The following is a 17,794-nucleotide window of genomic DNA, read 5'->3' as shown; positions in this document are numbered from 1 at the left end:
GTGAGCCTCGATGCGGGCGTCGGCGAGGGCTCCGCAGACGGTGACGTCCTCGCGGAGCTGTTCTACCCGGCCTTCGAACTGCTGTTCGACCCCGACGGCGACTTCGTCGGAGACGTCGAGCGGAAGCTCGCGGAGGCGCGCATGCCGGATCAGGTCGAAATGTACGTCTCGCGGTCGCTCGGCGCGGGCCTCCTTGCGGGCGGGCTCCTGTGGGCGCTGGGCACGCTGATCGGCTACGGCGTCTTCTCGCTCGGGCTCGTCGATCCCACCGCCCTCTCGCTCGGGGTTCCAGCGCCGACCCCGGCGATCCAGGACCTGTTGCGGTCGCTCGTCGTGCCGACCGCGATCCTCGTCAGCGGGCTCGTCTTCGGGTCGGTGGGGTTCGCGGTCGGGTTCGGCGGCATCATCGCGGTTCCCTACTCGCGGGCGTCCGCCCGGGAGCGCGAGATCAACCTCCTGCTCGCCGACTCGGTCTCGTTCATGTACGCGCTGTCGGTCGGGGGGCTCAACCAGCTCGAGATCCTCCGCGCGATGGCGACCGCCGAGGACACCTACGGCGAGGTGTCCCGCGAGTTCCAGAGCATCGTCAACGAGACGGAGTACTTCGGCACCGACTACCGGAACGCGATCCGCCAGCAGTCGATGGAAACGCCGTCGGACGAGCTCTCGCAGTTCCTCGCGGACATGCTCTCCATCGTCAACTCCGGGGGCGACATGGAGAGCTTCCTGAAAGACAAGAAGGAAAAGCACCTCCGCACGTCGAAACAGGAGCGCGAGATGACCCTGGAGACGCTGGAGCTGTTCGGCGAGATGTACATGACGCTCTCGCTTTTCCCCCTGCTCCTCATCATCATCCTCGTCATCATGGGGATGATGGGCGAGTCCGACGACCGGCTCCTGTACGCGACCGTGTACCTCCTCATCCCGTTGACCGGCGCGGGGTTCCTCGTGCTCGTCTCCACCGTTAAACAGGACGAGCCGGGAGACGGCTACCTTCAGCCGAACGGCGGCAGCGAACGGCTCAAACAGACCAGCAAGGAAGGACTGTTCCACTTCGGGCTCGTTGAGGCGTTCGTCGGCCGGTTCGGCGTCTTCGACCGGATTCGGAACCGGGAGGGGACCTACAAGACGAAACAGATCGTCGCCGCGCCGCACCTGTTCTTGCGGGACAATCCCCTGTACACCCTTGCGCTAACGGTCCCGACGGCGATCGTCGTCGTTGTCGTCGCCGCGGCCGCCGGCAGCGCCCCGACGACGTTCGACGGCTGGGTCGATCGTCCGGTGTGGTCAGCCTTCGTGTGGATCTACGTCCCCGCGTACCTCGTGATGGGTCCGCTCGCGGTGTTCCACGAGTGGGACCAGCGCTCGAAGCGGGCGATCACGGGGAAGCTCTCGGAGAGCCTCCGGAAGCTCTCCTCCGCCAACGACACCGGACAGACGCTGCTCGAATCGGTGCAGACGGTCTCTGAGACGTCGACCGGGAAGCTCGCGGAGGAGTTCGAGGTGGTTCACGCGAAGGTAAACTACGGGATGAGCCTGCGGGACGCGCTCGTCGAGTTCAACAACAAGTACGCGGTTCCGCGGCTGGCTCGGACCGTGAAGCTCATCTCGGAGGCGCAGGAGGCGTCCTCGCAGATCACGGACGTGCTGACGACGGCGGCGCAGGCCTCGGAGAACCAGGACGACATCGAGCGCGAGCGGATCTCCCGGACCCGGATGCAGGTGGCGATCATCGTCATGACGTACGTCACGCTGCTCGGCGTGATGGCGATCCTCCAGACCCAGTTCATCGACGTGATGGGCGGCCTCTCTTCGCAGTCGGACGGCGGCGGGGCGGCGGCCGGTGGGGCTAGCGGGGCCGGCTTCGGCGGTGGCGGCGGTGTCGATCCCGATGTCCTCTCGATGCTGTTCTTCCACGCCGTCACGCTGCAGGCGATACTGTCCGGGTTCATCAGCGGCTACATCCGGAACGCCAACATCGTCTCCGGCGTCAAGTTCGCCGTGATCCTGATGACGCTCGCGCTGGGGGTGTGGATCTATGTGGGGTGAGCGCGGTCGCGACCGGCGTCCGCGAGCGGAGCGACGCGCACAGACCCCGATCGACTTCGCTGTCGGCGCGGGCGTGTTCCTCCTGACACTCGCGTTCGTCGTCGCGTTCGTCCCGACGCTGTTCGACCCGTTCACCGCCGCCGAGACGGCGTCTCCGATCGTGAGCGACCGCGTCGCGGCCGGGGTCGCCGGGGATCTCCTCGCCGCGTCGCCCGCGGAGCCGGGCGTGTTGTCCCCGGCCTGTACCGTGGCGTTCTTCGAGGACGGCGAGGGCAACGCTACCCTCGCCGACGCCGCCGGCTGCCCTGACGGGATCGAAAACGACACCGCGGTGCAGTTCGGGCTCGACGAGGAGGTACTGATCGTAATCCACGCGCTGAATGAATCGAACCCGAGCGAGAGCCCGGCGAACGTCACCGTCGCGACGCGACACGGAACCTTCGAGAACATCAAACTCAATCGGACGAGCGCCTCCCCCGATACCGTCGACGGCGACGACGTCACCGTGTCACAGCGCCTCGTTTCGCTCGACGGCGAACAGTACCGACTCACGGTCCGGGTGTGGTGATAATGCGAGGACCACCGGACAGATCCGCGCTCGAACCCGACGACCGCGGACAGGCGCACACCCTCGAAGCGTTCGCGGCGGCGATCCTGCTCGTCGCCGGGTTGACGTTCGCACTGCAGGCGACCGCGGTGACGCCGCTTTCGGCCAGCACGTCGAACCAGCACATCGAGAATCAACAGCGCGCGGTCGCGACCGATCTGCTGGCGACGAGCGCCGAGAACGGCGAGCTGGAAGCGGCCCTGCTCTACTGGAACCCCGAAAACGAGACGTTCGAGTCGAGCCATCCGGAGTTCGAATACTACACGCGGGCCGACGGACCGACGGGGTTCGGCAGCGGGCTCGGCGGATTCGGCGAGGCGCTGAACCGGACGTTCACCGACCGAAGGATCGCCGCGAACGTGGAGGTTCGACACGGCCGGTCGAACGAGAACCGGACGCGGATGGTGTACATGGGGTCGCCGAGCGACAACGCGGTGACCGCGACGCGGACGGTTACGCTCGCGGACGACGCGAACCTGACCGCACCGGACTACGAAAATAGGACCCTTCGGAGGCTGGCGGACGGGACCCATCCGGGAGCGTTCTACGTCCGGTCCGACACCGCCGCAGGCGGGGTCTACGATCACGTGGAGGTGCGCATCGTCGTATGGCGGATGTGAGCGTCGATCCGCCGGACGACGATCGCCTCCCGAGCGTGGGTCGTTCTAGCGGCGAGGATCGGCTCCGCGACGCGGATCGCGGCCAGCTCCTGCTGGTCGCCGGGCTGGTGATGGCCGTCTCGCTGGTGACGCTCGTGGTCCTGTTGAACGCGAGCATCTACAGCGAGAACGTCGCAACTCGTGGGATCGAGTCCGCCGACGGCGAGGCGTTGGAGGTCAGGGCGGCCGCGGTGGACGGAACCGGAACCCTGATCGACGCGACGAACCGCCGGCAGTTCGACGACTACACCGCGACGTCTGACGGAGTCTCCGCCGGCATCGATGCGCTCGACGGGCGGCTCGCGGAGGCGTACGCCGGACGCGGAGGCGTCACGCACCTCGAAAAGACCGACGATCCGGGGCTTCGAGAGGGTCGATATCTCACCGGGCCGGTGAACGACACGACGGTCGTCTCCGAGGCCGATCGAACCCGGGCGTTCTCCGTCGACGTCGCAGTCGACGGCCTGCCAAACGCGAGTGAGTCCACGGCCACCGACGAGGCGCTCGCCGTCGCGTTGAATCGCTCCGAGGCGAACACGACCCACGAAATCTACGTGTACGAACCGGACGACGACTCGTCGGCCGTCGCGGTCGCGACCGGTGTGAACGGAACGGACGCGATCGAGGCGTGTCGATTGGAATCCGTCGACAAGGACCGCCTGTCGCTCGATCTCACCGGCGGGGAGATCGACGGCGAGCCGTGTCCAGCGGTCTGGCCCGCGGAACTGATCGACCCGGATCAGCCGTATGCGACGGATCAGCCGTACGCGATAGAGTTCGCGAACGCCGACGGTCGCGACGTCGAGGCGACGACGACCGTCCTGACCGACAGCGTGACGAGCGACACCGCTCTCCAAGTGACGCCGGCGGTGTACGACGCGACGATCGACCTCCGCTATCGGACCGCGGACCTCCGGTTCGAGACGACGATTCGGGTCGCCCCGGGTGAGCCCGATGCGTGAGGGCGACGGCGGTTCCGGCGGGCGATCGATCGGCGGCAGATCTCCCGTCGGCTTCGCCGGCGACGATCGAGCCGTGAGCGTCACGGTCGGCTACGTGCTGACGCTCGCGATCGGTGCGATCGTGCTCTCGGGGGTCGTCATGGGCGTCGGCGGCGTCATCGACGCGCAGACGCAGCGGACCGTCGAGGGCGACCTCTCCGTCGCCGGCCAGACGGTGGTCGCGAACCTCGAGAGCGCCGACCGTCTCGCCCGCGCCGCGGCGGCGGATCGGCCGGAAAGCGAGGGGAACGTGACGGTCTCCGTCGAGGTCGACGTCCCGGACCGGGTCGCGGGAACGGGGTATCGGATCGAGATCGACGACGACGCCGAGGCCGTCGTCGTCCGGACCGACCGTCCCGACGCCCGGGTCGAGATCCCGTACGCCGCGACCAGAGACGTCGAGTCGACGACCGTGACCGGGGGGCCGCTCCGGATCACGTACGCCGTCGATGACGGGGAGGCCGGACCGGGGACGCTGGAGGTGACGGAGCGATGAGCGGACGCGGACGGCGCGCGCCGACGGTCGCGGTGGGCGACGGCGGGCTCGACGCACTCGGGGACGACGACCGCGGTGTGAGCAACGTCGTCGGATACGTGCTCGTGTTCTCGCTGGTAACCGTGACTATCGGAACGGTGTTCGCGGTCGGCATCACCGGCGTCGAGGACAGACGAGAGGCCGAGCGCGTCGCGAACGTCGAGCGCGCGTTCGACGTGCTCGACGACAACCTGCGAGACGTCCAACGGTACGACGACCCCAGCCGATCGACCGAACTTCGCCTCAGCGGCGGTACGCTGTCGCTCGCGGAGACGACCCGGTTCGAGCTGTACAACGGCTCCGGCGGCTTGGTGCTCGAACGCGAGTACCGTTCGCTGACGTACCGGAACGGTGACACGACGATCGCCTACGAGACGGGAGCCTGGTTCCGGAGCGACGGCGGAGCTGCAGTCATGCGCTCGGAGCCGCGGTTCGTCGCCGCGGACAATCGGACGACGATCCCGCTTGTCCTGCTGATTCGAGACGGTGATCCAAGGGTAGACGGCGACGGGACGGTGCAGGTGGCGGCGAGCCGCCGGTCGAACACCGGCCCCGATTACGCCGCGGACGACGAGGGACCGTTCGAGCTCCGGATCGAGTCCGACTACGCCGACGCGTGGGAGCGATACTTCGATCGGACGGACGGATTTCCGGTCAACGAAACCGCGACCGACGCGGCGGATCGAACGGTCGTGGTCGATCTCACGGAGGACCGTGTGGTCTACGTTCCCCGGATCGCGATCGACGTCACGCTGCGTCGGTGACGATGGGGTCGTCGGTGACATCGCGCTCCATCGGTGACGTCGAGAGTCGTCGATGCACGAGATTTGTTGGCACATAGGGAGCACGCCGCACGATATATATCGGCGGCGGCGCTTCGAGACGGTATGACAGAGGAGCTGTATCTCGCCGACGACAACGCGACGACTTTCGAGGCGACCGTCGAGCGCGCTCTCGACGACCGGATCGTCCTCGACCGGACGCACTTTTATCCCGCGGGCGGCGGGCAGCCGCACGACACGGGGACGATCCGGGTCGCGGACGCAGAGACGACCGACGGCGACGTTGCGGACGGCGGTGCCGCCGACCGGCACTGGCGCGTCGTCGACGTCGAGAAGAAAGACACCGTGTACCACATCCTCGAACCGGCGGGAAACGAAATTTCCGCGGTCGCCGACGCAGCAGCCGCCGACGCAGCAGCCGACGACGCAGCAGCCGACGACGCAGCGGCCGACGACGCAGCGGTTGACGCCGTCGCGCCACCGGAACCCGGAACCGCGGTCGTGGGCGAAATAGACGCGGGTCGCCGCTCGGCGCATTCCCGGTACCACACCGCCCAGCACCTCCTCTCGGCGCTTCTTCTGTCGGAGTTCGACGCGCCGACGACGGGCAACCAGCTCTACGACGATCACGCGCACCTCGACGCGGCCTACGAGCGTTTCGATGACGGCGACCTCGCGCGGATCGAGGAGCGGCTCAACGACCTCGTGGACGACAAGCGACCCGTCCGGAGCTACGCGATGGACCGCGCGGAGGCCGAGGCGACACTCGACACCGAGCGCACCCGTATTGATCTGCTGCCCGACTCGATCGCGGAGCTCCGGATCGTCGAGATCGGCGCGTCCGGGGGAACAGAGGGAGGCGATAGGGGCGATGACAACGATGGCGACGCGGAGCCGTACGACCGAACCGCCTGCGCGGGGACGCACGTCGGAAACACCGCCGAGATCGGCGATATCGTCGTCACCGGACGCGAGACGAAGGGAAGCGGCGAAGAGCGCGTCCGGTTTGCGCTCGCCGACCACGTCGACGGCGATCGGTGAGGGCGGCGCGAGGTGCGGTAGCGATCCAAACCCGTACAGCGCGTTCGCCCGCGATCCCGTCGCTTATATACGATCCGCGGTTGGTACCGCCATGAAGTTCTGCGACGAGTGCGGCTCGATGATGAAGTCCGGCGAGGGCGAGGACCACTGGGTGTGCGACTCCTGCGGCCACGAGATCGGTCGCGACGACGGCGACGGCGAGTGGACCACCGAGTCGCAAGTCGAGTCGGAGATCGTCGACGTGAGCGACGCCGAGGACAAGGGCCTCCCGCAGACGACCGCGCACTGCCCGGAGTGCGGCAACGACCGGGCGTACTGGTACATGCAGCAGATCCGCTCCGCCGACGAGTCGGAAACCCGCTTTTTCGTCTGCACCGAGTGCGAGCACAAGTGGCGCGAAGACGATCACTGATCGGCGGTCGTCTCTCGTCCGCTGCCGCTCGTTCGCTGCCACTCCTCCGCTGCCGCTCGCCAAACACCCCCCGATCGCCAGCGGTGCTCTTTTTAATTGCCTCCGCTGCGAATCCCGACCATGGACCCGCCCGTGGTGCCGAGCGACCGTCTCGACGGCTGGCGGCGCGTCGCCGAGACGACGGACCGTCCGTTCGCCGCCGGACCCGTCTCCGTCATCGCGGGCACAGTCGTGTACGAGCGAGCGACGGGCCCCCAGCCCCGATCGTTCTGCTTCGCGAGTCGCCTGCGGATCCGCCCCGCTACCGCTCCGAACGCCGCCCTCACGGGGCTCGTCGAACGCCGGGCGAGGGACGGCTTTCGTGATAGGCTCGCGGAGCGCGACATTGACGGCATCGAGCACCGGGGAGATCGCGAGCTATCGGTCGACGATCCGAGCGCCTCGCGGGCGACGCTCTCGACGTTCGAAGGTCGCTTCGCCGCCCCGAGTGGAGACGAGGGTGGTGGGCTGATCCCGATCGAGGCGCTGCTCGCGGTCTGGGAGGCCGGCGAATACCTGCTCGGAGGCGGCGCGTACCCGCTCGGCGACGGTGCGGAGGCTGCCCGTCGTGAGCTGGTGCGGATCGTCCGCGGGATCCGGTCGCCCGGCGGGAGTGGAGGGGGCGGCAAGAACGTGGGGGACAGCGAAAAGGTGAGAAACAGCGAGAACGTTGGAGACAGCGAGAGCGCGGAGGAAGGCGAACCCGAGGACGCGGGATAGCTCACCTCAACAGGGGACGATCCCCGCTCCCGATGTGAACGGCGATCCGCTGTCACGGTACTCGGAATCGCCGATAGAGCCGTCGAACATGGGCAGGCGAAGTTCGTAGGTGTACAGCACGTCGAACGCCGCGAAGGGATCGACACCGTCGGTGATCGCCTCGCGCGCGGTCAGTCTGACCCCCGCCGCGAGCGTCACGATCGGCTCACCGTCGAGGGTGCCGGCCGCCTCCATGCCGAACTCGTTGCCGACGGCGGGATCGGTCAGCACCGAGAGGTGGACGAGCGCCTCGATCGCCGCGCCCGTCTCGCCGATCGAGAGGGGGTATCCCTCGCCAGCGAAACACTCCGTGAGGGGATCGACTCTGTCGCTCTCAGCCGGCGCTTCGCTCGACGCATCGACGCTCGACGCATCGACGCTCGACGCACCACCGACGGACGGCGCGGTCGACGTAGCCTGCGCGGGCTGCGAGGCCGACGAACCTGCGACGATCGCACCGCTCGCGGCGGTCGCCGACACGAGCAACAGCGCGATCGCGAGGGCGACGAGCGCGGTCCGTGGAGCGCGATCCATCGACGGGGACTACGACGGACGCGGTTAAAACGACGCGGGGTTCGCTATCCGATCTGATATCCGGATTTCGGTGAGAGCGATACGGATAGACGGAGCACCGTCGTCGGGTCGGTCACTCCTCGTCGAGGAGGCCGTCGACGAGCAGGTTCGCCGAGGCGACGTTCGTCGCCAGCGGGACGTCTTTCACGTCGCAGACGCGCAGGAGCGCGGAGATGTCCGGTTCGTGTGCCTGCGCGGTGAGCGGATCCCGCAGGAACACGACCCCGTCGATCGCTCCGTCCGCGATCATCGCCCCGATCTGGAGATCGCCGCCGAGCGGCCCCGAAGCCTGCCGGTTCACCGCGAGACCCGTCTCGTCGGCGATGCGTTTCCCCGTGGTGCCGGTCGTCACCAGCTGGCACCCGCCCAGCGCGTCGGCGTGAGCGGTGACGAAGTCCACCATCTCGTCTTTCAGCTCGTCGTGAGCGATGAGCGCGATGCGCATATCCCGGGATCCCGGCGGACACTCTTAAAAGGACCACCCGGGTCGTTCCGCAGCGATATCCGTCGCCGCCGAAACCTTTTCTAATAACCCCGAGTTATCCGTCGTATGGAACTCCCGACGCCACAGGACCTCCGCGAGCGGCGGACGACGCTCGAACTGACTCAAAGCGAGCTCGCGGACGCTGCCGAGGTGTCGCAGCCGCTCATCGCCAGGATCGAGGGCGGCGACGTCGACCCCCGGCTTTCGACGCTCCGTCGGATCGTCAACGCGCTCCAGGAGGCGGAAGGCGAGGTCGTTCGCGCGACGGACTTGATGAACCAGACCGTGATAAGCGTCGCCCCCGACGACGCGGTGCGCGAGGCTGTCGATCTGATGGAAGACGAGGCGTACTCGCAGCTTCCCGTCCTTCAGAACGGCGTTCCGGTCGGCTCGATCAGCCAGGGCGACGTGATCCACGCCGGCGAGAACGTCGGCGATCACCCGGTCAGCGAGGTGATGAGCGAATCGTTCCCCACGGTCGCGCCGGGCGCGACGGTCGACGAGGTCCGGAACCTGCTCGATCACTACAAGGCGGTGATGGTCACCGACGGCGGCGAGACGGTCGGGATCATCACCGAGGCAGACATCGCCGCGCACCTGTCGTAGCACGTACTGTCGCCGGTGAGCGACTGCGGGAGTGAGGATCGCAGACCGCCGTCGACGACGTGGTACTTAAACGGACGAATGTGGCGGCGACGGCTATTTATAAATAGTGAATCGGTGGCGCGCCTCTGAGTGCTCGCTTTTAAGCGAGCGCGAAGAGCCCGCGAGGGACGCGGCGACTGAAAGGAGCCGCGAGGCTGGGGAGGTGTGAGGCTGCGGTGCGGAGCGGTGCGGGGTGGGGCTTTGGAAGTGTTCACCGCGCTGTCGACAATCATTTATAAGCAATCGACGCCACACACTGAGCGATTCACCGCGCCGTCAACGACATATAAACAGCCGCTAACAACACCACTCGTTCACTTATAAACGGTCACCTCAACACAATGCGATCCATACTCCCGTAATCGATCACCAGCGCCAATGAAGGTGTATTGACTCGCAGTCGGCGGGGAATTCACTCTCGATTTTCTGAGAGCTTCTCCCAAATTTCCGTACAGCCCGCACCGTCCTCGAGGTCGTCGAGGTGGCTCGCGTCGCCGTCCGTCGACCGCACCTCGTCGCTTTCGTCGGTGTCTCTCTTGGCCTCGTCCCCCTTACCCACGCTTCTCTCGCCGGCGTCTTTCTCGACGGCGTCTCTCTCGACTGACTCGCTGTCGACTGACTCGCTCTCGGTTCCGGCTCCCGGTTTGTCGGTCGACGGCGGTTCGGTGTTCGGGATCATGGTCGCTTTCCAGCCGTTCCGCGTTCGAACAGCTCGGGCGCGACGTCTGCCGAGGCGTGCTCTCTGTGCTCCGGTCCCGTCCGGAGATCGGAGGGTGCCTCTGGTCCGTTGATCGGATCGGTCATCGATCGATCCCTCGCCCTCTCGGGTCATAAGGGTCTGTTCACGAGTAATTCGGACCACTACTCCCGGTTACCGGAGCACCTGTCCGGTACTCCGGACGGCGCGGAGCGTCGAAACATCCGCGCAGTCTGCCGATTTTTCCCGAAAGCGGTGTCACCGAAACGGTGGCCGCTTGCGCACACCGTCACGTATTGGGTTGACGCGGACCAACGTCGGGTGTGACGATCCGTTTGCGCGTCCTCGACGACGGGGCTTGGATCTCGGTCAACGACAGTCGCGAAGTGCGTGTTAGCGAACTGTGGCGGCTCGACGCGCCCGATTTCTGCGGGTGCGAACTCGTCGATCTGCTGGTCGAGAACTTCCAGACCGTCGGCGTCGACGAGGGGGCCATTGAGGCTCGCGTGTACGGTCAGTGCATCGCCTGCGGCACGACCGGCGAAACGGGATGGATCTCGGTTGGCCGGGTTCGCGGCGGTGAGTTCGCCGAAATCGACCGATCCGCAGTCAGGCGACCGAGATCGGAACCGAACCGGTGAATTTTACCGGATTAGTGAAGCACCGGGGAAGGTTGACTCCACGCTGTCAGCTATGTGGGTTCCGAGAGTAGACGCACTCGATGCCAACCGACGTCGAGAACTGGAAATCGGAGGTCTACGGGAACGAGATCCGTGACCACCTGTTCGAGTTCGCCGAACAGGGGTTCGACTCGATCCCGGACGACGAGCGGGACGCGTGGTTCGAGCGGTTCAAATGGTGGGGCCTGTACCATCAGCGGAACGGACAGGAAGGGTACTTCATGATGCGGATCGGAACCCCGAACGGCGTGCTGGAGCCGGGGCAGCTCCGCGTCGTCGGCGAAATCGCCGACGAGTACGCCCGCGGACCGGGAACGAACCCGATATTCGGGGACGCCTACGCCGACTTCACCACCCGCCAGGCGATCCAACTGCACTGGATCGAGCTCTCGGACGTGCCCGCTATCTTCGAGAAACTGGAGGCGAACGGGCTCTCGGCCCAGCAGGCATGTGGCGACTCCTGGCGTAACATCGTCGGCAACCCCGTGGCCGGAAAGGACGCTCAGGAGGTGATCGACGCGTGGCCGGTGATCCGCGAACTCAACGAGACGTTCAAGGGGAACGACGACCACTCGAACCTCCCCCGGAAGTGGAAGGTCTCGGTCACCGGGTCCGCGGACGGCTCGGGACAAGGGGACATCAACGACCTCGCCTTCGAGCCCGCTTACAAGGCGGTCGGCGGAGGCAAAGGCGGAGAGGGCGACGAGAGCGAGGACGTCGTCGGCTTCAACGTTCGCGTCGGCGGCGGGCTCGCCCGCAACGAGCCGCGGTTCGCCCGCGACATCGACGTCTGGGTTCGCCCGGAGAACGTCTCCGACGTCGCCGGCGGGCTCTCCGCGCTCTTTCGGGACAACGGCGACCGCGAGGACCGGTACAACGCCCGGATCAAGTTCCTCGTCGACGAGTGGGGCGCGGAGGCGGTCCGCGAGACGCTCCAGGAGGAGTACGTCGATTTCGAGCTCGAATCCGCCGGTCGCGACGTCCGCGAGGAGTACACGTACAACGCCGGTGCGGGCGAGCGCAACGACCTGATCGGCGTCCACGAGCAGAAGGACGGAACGAACTTCGTCGGCCTGAACGTGCTCGTCGGACGGATGGGTGCGGCAGACGTGCTGGACCTCGCGGACCTCGCCGAGGAGTACGGCTCCGGAGAGGTCCGGCTCTCCCAGCGGCAGAACGTCATCGTCACCGACGTGCCCGACGAGGCCCTCAACGACTTCCTCGACGAGCCGCTGCTCGACCACTACTCGCCAGATCCGTCGCCGTTCATGCGCGGCTCGGTCGCCTGTACCGGCACCGAATACTGCTCGCTGTCGATCGTCGAGACGAAGAACCGGCAGGTTCGCTTCGCGCGGTGGCTGAAGGAGAACGTCGACCTCCCGACGGACGTGGAGCAGTTCCACATCCACCTCTCCGGTTGCACGGCGTCGTGCGCGCAGCCGCAGATCGCCGACGTGAGCCTGCGCGGGATGAAGACCCGCAAGGACGGCGAGCCGGTCGAGGCGCTCGACGTCGGCCTCGGCGGGGGTCTCGGCGAGACGCCCCAGTTCGCCCGGTGGGTGACCCAGCGCGTCCCAGCCGACGAGGTTCCGGGAGCGATCGCGAACCTGGTCGATCGCTTCGCCACCGAACGCGACGAGGGCGAATCGTTCCGGTCGTTCGTCGCGCGCCACGACGACGACGAGCTCGACGCCTTCGTCGATCCCGAGGAGACGGACTACGAGGACCCCATGATGCACAACACGAAGCGGACGTGGTACCCGTACGCCGAAAACGACGGGCTCGACGACGCGCCGCCGACGCCGGCGGACGACTGAGATGTCCGACCGGCTGCTCCGCGTCAACGCGTACACGACGCTCGATCTGGTCGACGGCCGCGCCCGCGGTCACGAGTTCGCCGCGGATGCTCCGGGCGTCGTGAACGTCACCGCTCCCCGGGAAGATCCCGAGCACGTGACCCTGCAGGTCGAACTCGACGACACGGCGGTCGACGCGCTTCCAGCCCACGCCGACGAGATCGATCTCTCGCCGGCGCAAGCCCGCACGCTCGCTGACGCGCTGAATTCGACGGCTGACCGCGTCGAGGCAGCGCAAAATGATGACGACTCTGTATAACTGAACGGGGCGGTGTCGTGCTGTGCGGTGGCGTCGCCGGCGCAGCGCAACGGCTGCTGGGGATTTGGAGGAGTTCACCGTCGATCCGCAGTCACCGACTTATAACTCCACTCCGCGGATCGCGACGCTCCCCTCGTCGCCGTCGCCCGCGTTTTCGACGCGCCCGATCACGCGGCCGTCCGTCTCGGCCGCCAGCGACTCGGCCGCGTCCGGGTCGACGGCGGCGACGAAGCCGGTCCCCATGTTGAACGTCCGGTGCATCTCCTCATTGGAGACGCCCCCCTCGGACTGCAGGAACTCGAAGACGGGCTGGGGATCGAAGGCGTCCTCGACGACGTACCGGTGCTCGCCGAGGCGCGTCAGGTTCGTCCAGCCGCCGCCGGTGACGTGGGCCGCGCCCCGGACACCGTGCTCGCGCATCGGATCGAGCAGGTCGGTGTAGATTTCGGTGGGCTCAAGCAGCGCCTCGCCGACCGTCTCGTACCCCTCGAACGGACACGGATCGTCGTAGTCGTGGTCCCGCGTGGCCGCCTCGCGAGCGAGCGTGAGGCCGTTCGAGTGGATCCCGGAGGAGCGCCACCCGACGAGGGCGTCGCCCGGTTTCGCCGCTCCGTCGAAGACGGCCTCTTTCGCGGCGAGTCCGGCGCAGGTGCCGGCCAGATCGAGCCCGCGGATGACGTCGGGCATCACCGCCGTCTCGCCGCCGACGAGCTCCATGTCGGCGAGCTCGGCACCCCGCGCGAGTCCCTCTCCGACCTGCTCGGCGAAGCGCTCGTCCGGCTCGTCGACCGCGAGATAGTCGACGAACGCGACGGGGCGGACACCGGCGGCGACCAGATCGTTGACGTTCATCGCGATGCAGTCGATCCCGACCGTCGAGTAATCGCCGAGCGCCTCGGCGACGAGCAGCTTCGTCCCGACGCCGTCGGTCGCGAGCGCGAGGTAGCGGTCGCCGATGTCGAGCAGGCCGGCGTAGTCGCCCTCGCCCTCACCGACCGCGCCGATCAGGGCCGCGGTGGCCGCCTCGCTGGCGTCGATGTCGACGCCCGCGTCCGCGTAGGTGAGTTCGTCGTCCCCGTCGCCCCCGCTCGCGTCTCCGTCATGGCGGCTGGTGTCCGCGCCGTCGCCCTCGGTCATGTGTGTCGAGGGACGCCCGCGAAGCAAAAGCGCACCGTTCCCCGCGGGACTCACGCCGGTCTTGACAGGAACGCGCGGATCTCCCGAAAGACGGAAGCCAGCTCAGAACGGCCCGCCGAATCCGAGCCCGCCGACGAAGACGAGCCCGACCGCGAGCAGCACGGACGGGACGAAAACGGCCGCCCAGACCGGCTTGCTCCACCCGAGTACGGTCTTCCCGTCGAGCGGCCCGTAGGGGATCAGGTTGAACGCCGCGAGGAAGACGTTGATAGCGATTCCCCGGGAACCGATCAGCTCGATCACCGGGCTCCCGACCACGGGGCCGAGCAGGAGCGCCGGCAGGAAGACGAGCGTGAGGAGGAGGTTGACGACCGGACCGGCGAGCGCGATGTGCCCGTGCTCGCGGTTCGTCAGCCGCCCGCGGTGGTGGACCGCGCCGGGCGCGGCGAAGATGAACCCCAAGAGCGAACTCATCACCGCGAGGAACAGCATGCCGTTGTCCGCGCGGAACTCGGCGATCTGATCGTAACGGACCGCGACGACCTTGTGGGCGATTTCGTGGAGGAGGAACGCGATACCGGCCGTGAGTAACCCCACGAGGAGCGGCAGGACGACGCCCGCAGCGAGCAACCGATCGAAGCCGGCGGTCCCGTTGACGAAGAAGAACGTGAAGGCCACCCCGAGCGCGAGCCACGCGACGAGTAGGTCCCGGAGCTCGGTCCCGCTGAAGTAGAGCCCGGCGATACGCCGACCGCGGAAGGTGCCGCTATCGCTCACGCGCCACCCCCGCCGACGACCGCGTTCCGAATCAGTTCGGCTCCGGTGCGGGCCCCCTCGATCATCAGCCGGCCGACCTCGTCGACGCCGCCGACTTCAGCGCCGAACATCGCGGGGATGACGTACACCGCGAAGAGGAAGCTCGCGACGATGCTGCCGACGTTCGTCATCGCGACGACGACGATGAGCTTGAAAAGTGGCACGTCGAGCATCGAGGAGATGAGCTCCGAGGGAGACAGCGTCTCGTCGGACAGCAGGTCGTTGAGCGTCCCGATGTCGCCGACGTTCACCGTCAGACTCCGGAGTTCGACGTAGCCGGTGAACCAGCCGGGAGCGAGCATCGGGTTGATCGAGGTCATCCACGCCACCGCGCCGCCGACGCCCGCGGAGGTCCACCGCGCGCCGGCGACCTTCGCGAACGCGAACGCGAAGACCCCGTTGATCAGGAACCACGCGCCGAACAGTCGGAACAGGAACGCGTTCTCGACTCCGGCGAGCGCGAGGAGGATGAAAAAACCCACGAACCCGACCGTGATCGCGTAGCCGAACAGCTTCTTCCACGGGAGCCCCCGGCCGCTCTCGCGGCCGACGAGTCCCTCGATCGGGGGGAGCGTCGACGGGTTCGCGAGGTATCGCTCGATCCCGGCCCGGTGCCCCGCGCCGACGACGGCGACGACGTCGTGTCCCGCGTCCCGGAGCGCGACGAGCCGGTGCGCGATGAAGGCGTCGCGCTCGTCGATGAGCGCCTCGGCACCACCCGGTGAGAACTGGCGGAACTCCTCCATCATCATCGTTACCACGTCGGTGTCGGTGAGCTCTTCGACGCCGAGCTCCTCGATACCACCGTGTTCGGGCTCTCCGCTCCGACCGACCAGTCCGAGGAGCGCCGCCACGACGACGCCGAGGGTGAGCCCGAGGGAGATGCCGAGTCCGAGACTCCCGATCGCCGTCACGGTGAATCCGCCGAGGTACGCCGAGACCAGCCCGTCGGCGACGCCGAACGCCGCGACGGTGATCCCCGAACCGACGCCGAGGGCGGTCGCGGCGTAGAGCCGCGCGTCAGGCGAGAGTCCGGCCTTCCCGACCTGGTCAACGACGAGCGCCACGGCGAGCGCCGCGAGGACGCCCCCGGTGACGCTCGTCAGCAACGCGTCGGTGACACCGACGGCACCGCCGAACAACCCGATCACCGGTCCGGCGAGGATACCCGCGAACAGTCCGACCAGCACGCCGACGACCCGCGAATCGGTGACTCCGAACGCAAGCCCGCCGGCCATCCTGAACTTCTCTGTGATCGACATCCGCGCCCAGAAGCGTTGTATCGTCGTCTGGATGTCGCGGTCGACCAACGCGACGTCGATTCCCAGTCCCTCTGCGACGTCGATGGCCGCACGCATGTCGGCCCCCGGCTCGATGTCGAACCGATCGCCGAGCTGGGTCTGGACGTACGAGAGCATCCAGTACGCGATGAACTGGAAGACGGTGTTCCCCGTCAGGAGATCGCCGGCGTCGAGGTCGTCGGGAGTCTCGCCTTGCATCTGCCGGTACCGCCCCTCGTCCAGCTCGACGGCGACGACGTCGGGGCGCTCCCGCTCTATCGCCTCCTCGACCTCGTCGACGGAGCGCTCCGAGACGTGCGCGGTGCCGACGACCGTCACCGTTCCGGGCTCGGGAGCCGACTCCGAGGCCGGATCGGGAGCCGACTCCGAGGCCGGATCGGAGTCCGAATCGGAACTCGGGTCCGAACCCGACGCGGAGCCCCGCGTCGGCTCCGGCGTTGAATCGTTCGCCGTCGGGGACGAGGACGCGTCCCCGCGGCCCCCTGGCGTCTCTGTCATTGCCACGACCTACTCCGTCGCCGTGTTTAGGGTTTGTGAGTCGGTATCGGAGCGACCCCCGTCCCGCCGATCCAACAAATTTGTATCCTCACGGGTCAGACGTGGTCGTATGTCCCGGCTGTTGCCCTCCCTGCCGGATGCGACCCCCGACGATCGGGAGCCGCGCGTGGTCGGCGTCGACGACGAAGACGCGGACGATCTCATCGCCGCGCTCGGCTCCGAGACGGCCCGCGAGATCCTCACGCGGCTCCACGACGAGCCGGCGACGAAATCCGAGCTCGCGACCGACGTCGACACGTCGCTCCAGAACGTCCAGTACCACCTCTCGAAGCTCGACGGTGCCGATCTCGTCGACGTCGTCGACACGACGTACTCCGAGAAGGGCCGCGAGATGGACGTGTACGCGGCCGCGGACGAGCCGCTCGTGTTGTTCGCCGGCGGGTCCGAGAAATCGCACGGGATCAAGACGGCGCTCATGCGTCTGCTCGGCGGATACGGGCTCATCGGGCTCGCCGCCCTCGGGGCACAGCGCGTCCTCTCGGTGGCGGCCCCGACGCGATATCGGGTGACGCAAACCAGCGGGGAGGCGGGAACGGCGGGTGGAGACGTTGGAACCGAAGACGCCGAGAGCGGCGACGGCGCGGGGGGAGACGACGCGGCGGGCGGCGAATCCACCGACAGTCCGTCGATCGAGACCACCTCGGACGCCGAGGGTGGCGGATCGGAGATCGACGGCACCGTCGAGTACGTCGTCGATCCGCTCGCCGACTACGCCGTCTCGCTCCTCGAACCGGGCGTCGTTTTCTTCTTCGGTGCCGCGCTGGCGTTCACCGTCGCGTGGGCGTACTGGTACTGGGGAGCAGGTCGGTGATCAACTGGGGAGCAGGTCGGTGATCAGCGAGTGACGGCGTCCCGCCGTCAGCGCTCGCGCGTGGGATAGCTATTCATGTCGTCGCCACGACGA

At 67.5% G+C, this 17,794-nt stretch carries 21 protein-coding genes; 14 read left to right on the top strand and 7 right to left on the bottom strand.

Translation table 11 applies throughout. The features are described from left to right. The 9 genes from ACFQEY_RS11185 to ACFQEY_RS11145 all read left to right on the top strand — a co-directional run bounded on the left by ACFQEY_RS11185 (nt 1) and on the right by ACFQEY_RS11145 (nt 7,845). Nucleotides 1-2,049, top strand: coding sequence for a type II secretion system F family protein (locus ACFQEY_RS11185; protein WP_379768515.1), 2,049 nt, complete (start codon nt 1-3; stop codon nt 2,047-2,049). After that, on the top strand, nt 2,039-2,617 hold the full coding sequence (locus ACFQEY_RS11180; protein ID WP_379768513.1) for a DUF7287 family protein: 579 nt from the start codon (nt 2,039-2,041) through the stop codon (nt 2,615-2,617). The genes ACFQEY_RS11185 and ACFQEY_RS11180 overlap by 11 nt, the downstream gene beginning before the upstream one ends. Before the next feature lie 2 nt (nt 2,618-2,619). After that, nucleotides 2,620-3,276 carry a DUF7288 family protein gene (locus ACFQEY_RS11175; protein WP_379768511.1) on the top strand — a complete coding sequence of 219 codons (657 nt, stop codon included), beginning with the start codon at nt 2,620-2,622 and terminating at the stop codon, nt 3,274-3,276. Next, a complete protein-coding gene (locus tag ACFQEY_RS11170) occupies nt 3,264-4,277 on the top strand; it encodes a DUF7261 family protein (RefSeq protein ID WP_379768509.1) in 1,014 nt (337 codons plus the stop codon). Before ACFQEY_RS11175 ends, ACFQEY_RS11170 begins: the two co-directional genes overlap by 13 nt. Beyond that, a complete protein-coding gene (locus tag ACFQEY_RS11165; RefSeq protein ID WP_379768507.1) occupies nt 4,270-4,812 on the top strand; it encodes a DUF7266 family protein in 543 nt (180 codons plus the stop codon). Before ACFQEY_RS11170 ends, ACFQEY_RS11165 begins: the two co-directional genes overlap by 8 nt. After that, entirely contained in the window at nt 4,809-5,615 is an 807-nt protein-coding gene (locus ACFQEY_RS11160; protein ID WP_379768506.1) for a DUF7289 family protein, read from the top strand. The genes ACFQEY_RS11165 and ACFQEY_RS11160 overlap by 4 nt, the downstream gene beginning before the upstream one ends. 123 nt (nt 5,616-5,738) lie before the next feature. Then, nucleotides 5,739-6,674, top strand: a complete 936-nt coding sequence (locus ACFQEY_RS11155; protein WP_379768505.1) for an alanyl-tRNA editing protein — start codon at nt 5,739-5,741, stop codon at nt 6,672-6,674. A 91-nt stretch (nt 6,675-6,765) separates the two neighbouring features. Continuing rightward, complete coding sequence (locus ACFQEY_RS11150; protein ID WP_379768504.1) at nt 6,766-7,086, top strand: transcription factor S; 321 nt, start codon at nt 6,766-6,768, stop codon at nt 7,084-7,086. A 120-nt stretch (nt 7,087-7,206) separates the two neighbouring features. Further along, the gene (locus ACFQEY_RS11145) at nt 7,207-7,845 is read left to right on the top strand and encodes a DUF6517 family protein (protein ID WP_379768502.1); all 639 of its coding nucleotides are present in this window, start codon (nt 7,207-7,209) and stop codon (nt 7,843-7,845) included. A gap of 6 nt (nt 7,846-7,851) precedes the next feature. On the opposite strand, the gene ACFQEY_RS11140 is transcribed toward ACFQEY_RS11145, so the two are convergent. Together ACFQEY_RS11140 and ACFQEY_RS11135 are read right to left on the bottom strand one after the other, a co-directional pair. After that, complete coding sequence (locus ACFQEY_RS11140; protein WP_379768500.1) at nt 7,852-8,418, bottom strand: DUF7332 family protein; 567 nt, start codon at nt 8,416-8,418, stop codon at nt 7,852-7,854. 112 nt (nt 8,419-8,530) lie between these two features. Further along, a complete protein-coding gene (locus ACFQEY_RS11135; RefSeq protein ID WP_379768498.1) occupies nt 8,531-8,902 on the bottom strand; it encodes a methylglyoxal synthase in 372 nt (123 codons plus the stop codon). Between the two features lie 105 nt (nt 8,903-9,007). On the opposite strand from ACFQEY_RS11135, the gene ACFQEY_RS11130 reads away from it, so the two are divergent. Continuing rightward, nucleotides 9,008-9,547 carry a CBS domain-containing protein gene (locus ACFQEY_RS11130; protein ID WP_379768496.1) on the top strand — a complete coding sequence of 180 codons (540 nt, stop codon included), beginning with the start codon at nt 9,008-9,010 and terminating at the stop codon, nt 9,545-9,547. A 451-nt stretch (nt 9,548-9,998) separates the two neighbouring features. Here the strand turns inward: ACFQEY_RS11130 and ACFQEY_RS11125 are convergent, their stop codons facing one another. Beyond that, nucleotides 9,999-10,265: a hypothetical protein gene (locus ACFQEY_RS11125; protein WP_379768494.1), complete on the bottom strand. Its 267-nt coding sequence runs from the start codon at nt 10,263-10,265 to the stop codon at nt 9,999-10,001. Then, the gene (locus ACFQEY_RS11120; protein WP_379768492.1) at nt 10,262-10,390 is read right to left on the bottom strand and encodes a hypothetical protein; all 129 of its coding nucleotides are present in this window, start codon (nt 10,388-10,390) and stop codon (nt 10,262-10,264) included. The genes ACFQEY_RS11125 and ACFQEY_RS11120 overlap by 4 nt, the downstream gene beginning before the upstream one ends. A 216-nt stretch (nt 10,391-10,606) precedes the next feature. On the opposite strand from ACFQEY_RS11120, the gene ACFQEY_RS11115 reads away from it, so the two are divergent. The 3 genes from ACFQEY_RS11115 to ACFQEY_RS11105 all read left to right on the top strand — a co-directional run bounded on the left by ACFQEY_RS11115 (nt 10,607) and on the right by ACFQEY_RS11105 (nt 13,078). Then, nucleotides 10,607-10,924 (top strand): DUF8134 family protein, encoded by a 318-nt coding sequence (locus ACFQEY_RS11115; RefSeq protein WP_379768490.1) that lies wholly within the window; start codon nt 10,607-10,609, stop codon nt 10,922-10,924. 80 nt (nt 10,925-11,004) lie between these two features. Then, complete coding sequence (locus ACFQEY_RS11110) at nt 11,005-12,780, top strand: nitrite/sulfite reductase (RefSeq protein WP_379768488.1); 1,776 nt, start codon at nt 11,005-11,007, stop codon at nt 12,778-12,780. Between the two features lies 1 nt (nt 12,781). Next, a complete protein-coding gene (locus ACFQEY_RS11105; RefSeq protein WP_379768486.1) occupies nt 12,782-13,078 on the top strand; it encodes a DUF6360 family protein in 297 nt (98 codons plus the stop codon). 99 nt (nt 13,079-13,177) lie between these two features. Here ACFQEY_RS11105 and purM read toward each other — a convergent pair whose 3' ends face one another. The 3 genes from purM to ACFQEY_RS11090 all read right to left on the bottom strand — a co-directional run bounded on the left by purM (nt 13,178) and on the right by ACFQEY_RS11090 (nt 16,830). Further along, nucleotides 13,178-14,215, bottom strand: a complete 1,038-nt coding sequence (purM, locus tag ACFQEY_RS11100) for a phosphoribosylformylglycinamidine cyclo-ligase (protein ID WP_379768484.1) — start codon at nt 14,213-14,215, stop codon at nt 13,178-13,180. Nucleotides 14,216-14,317: 102 nt separating this feature from the next. Further along, nucleotides 14,318-14,992: a zinc metalloprotease gene (locus ACFQEY_RS11095; RefSeq protein WP_379768482.1), complete on the bottom strand. Its 675-nt coding sequence runs from the start codon at nt 14,990-14,992 to the stop codon at nt 14,318-14,320. Then, complete coding sequence (locus ACFQEY_RS11090; RefSeq protein ID WP_379768480.1) at nt 14,989-16,830, bottom strand: TraB/GumN family protein; 1,842 nt, start codon at nt 16,828-16,830, stop codon at nt 14,989-14,991. Before ACFQEY_RS11090 ends, ACFQEY_RS11095 begins: the two co-directional genes overlap by 4 nt. A 109-nt stretch (nt 16,831-16,939) precedes the next feature. Here ACFQEY_RS11090 and ACFQEY_RS11085 point away from each other — a divergent pair, with 109 nt between their 5' ends. Next, a complete protein-coding gene (locus tag ACFQEY_RS11085) occupies nt 16,940-17,701 on the top strand; it encodes an ArsR/SmtB family transcription factor (protein WP_379768478.1) in 762 nt (253 codons plus the stop codon). Nucleotides 17,702-17,794: the final 93 nt, after the last annotated feature.

Origin of the sequence: Halorubrum trueperi (assembly GCF_042662525.1) — an archaeon.
Lineage (GTDB): Archaea > Halobacteriota > Halobacteria > Halobacteriales > Haloferacaceae > Halorubrum > Halorubrum trueperi.
The sequence above is the reverse complement of the archived record's forward strand: the minus strand, read 5'-3'. Positions and strand labels throughout refer to the sequence as shown.

What these genes read in the sequence shown, in the direction of transcription:
- ACFQEY_RS11180 (WP_379768513.1), top strand. Translation starts at nt 2,039, where the DNA reads ATGTGGGGTGAGCGCGGTCGCGACCGGCGTCCGCGAGCGGAGCGACGC.
- ACFQEY_RS11175 (WP_379768511.1), top strand. Translation starts at nt 2,620, where the DNA reads ATGCGAGGACCACCGGACAGATCCGCGCTCGAACCCGACGACCGCGGA.
- ACFQEY_RS11170 (WP_379768509.1), top strand. Translation starts at nt 3,264, where the DNA reads ATGGCGGATGTGAGCGTCGATCCGCCGGACGACGATCGCCTCCCGAGC.
- ACFQEY_RS11165 (WP_379768507.1), top strand. Translation starts at nt 4,270, where the DNA reads ATGCGTGAGGGCGACGGCGGTTCCGGCGGGCGATCGATCGGCGGCAGA.
- ACFQEY_RS11160 (WP_379768506.1), top strand. Translation starts at nt 4,809, where the DNA reads ATGAGCGGACGCGGACGGCGCGCGCCGACGGTCGCGGTGGGCGACGGC.
- ACFQEY_RS11155 (WP_379768505.1), top strand. Translation starts at nt 5,739, where the DNA reads ATGACAGAGGAGCTGTATCTCGCCGACGACAACGCGACGACTTTCGAG.
- ACFQEY_RS11150 (WP_379768504.1), top strand. Translation starts at nt 6,766, where the DNA reads ATGAAGTTCTGCGACGAGTGCGGCTCGATGATGAAGTCCGGCGAGGGC.
- ACFQEY_RS11145 (WP_379768502.1), top strand. Translation starts at nt 7,207, where the DNA reads ATGGACCCGCCCGTGGTGCCGAGCGACCGTCTCGACGGCTGGCGGCGC.
- ACFQEY_RS11140 (WP_379768500.1), bottom strand. Translation starts at nt 8,418, where the DNA reads ATGGATCGCGCTCCACGGACCGCGCTCGTCGCCCTCGCGATCGCGCTG.
- ACFQEY_RS11135 (WP_379768498.1), bottom strand. Translation starts at nt 8,902, where the DNA reads ATGCGCATCGCGCTCATCGCTCACGACGAGCTGAAAGACGAGATGGTG.
- ACFQEY_RS11130 (WP_379768496.1), top strand. Translation starts at nt 9,008, where the DNA reads ATGGAACTCCCGACGCCACAGGACCTCCGCGAGCGGCGGACGACGCTC.
- ACFQEY_RS11125 (WP_379768494.1), bottom strand. Translation starts at nt 10,265, where the DNA reads ATGATCCCGAACACCGAACCGCCGTCGACCGACAAACCGGGAGCCGGA.
- ACFQEY_RS11120 (WP_379768492.1), bottom strand. Translation starts at nt 10,390, where the DNA reads ATGACCGATCCGATCAACGGACCAGAGGCACCCTCCGATCTCCGGACG.
- ACFQEY_RS11110 (WP_379768488.1), top strand. Translation starts at nt 11,005, where the DNA reads ATGCCAACCGACGTCGAGAACTGGAAATCGGAGGTCTACGGGAACGAG.
- ACFQEY_RS11105 (WP_379768486.1), top strand. Translation starts at nt 12,782, where the DNA reads ATGTCCGACCGGCTGCTCCGCGTCAACGCGTACACGACGCTCGATCTG.
- purM (WP_379768484.1), bottom strand. Translation starts at nt 14,215, where the DNA reads ATGACCGAGGGCGACGGCGCGGACACCAGCCGCCATGACGGAGACGCG.
- ACFQEY_RS11090 (WP_379768480.1), bottom strand. Translation starts at nt 16,830, where the DNA reads ATGACAGAGACGCCAGGGGGCCGCGGGGACGCGTCCTCGTCCCCGACG.
- ACFQEY_RS11085 (WP_379768478.1), top strand. Translation starts at nt 16,940, where the DNA reads ATGTCCCGGCTGTTGCCCTCCCTGCCGGATGCGACCCCCGACGATCGG.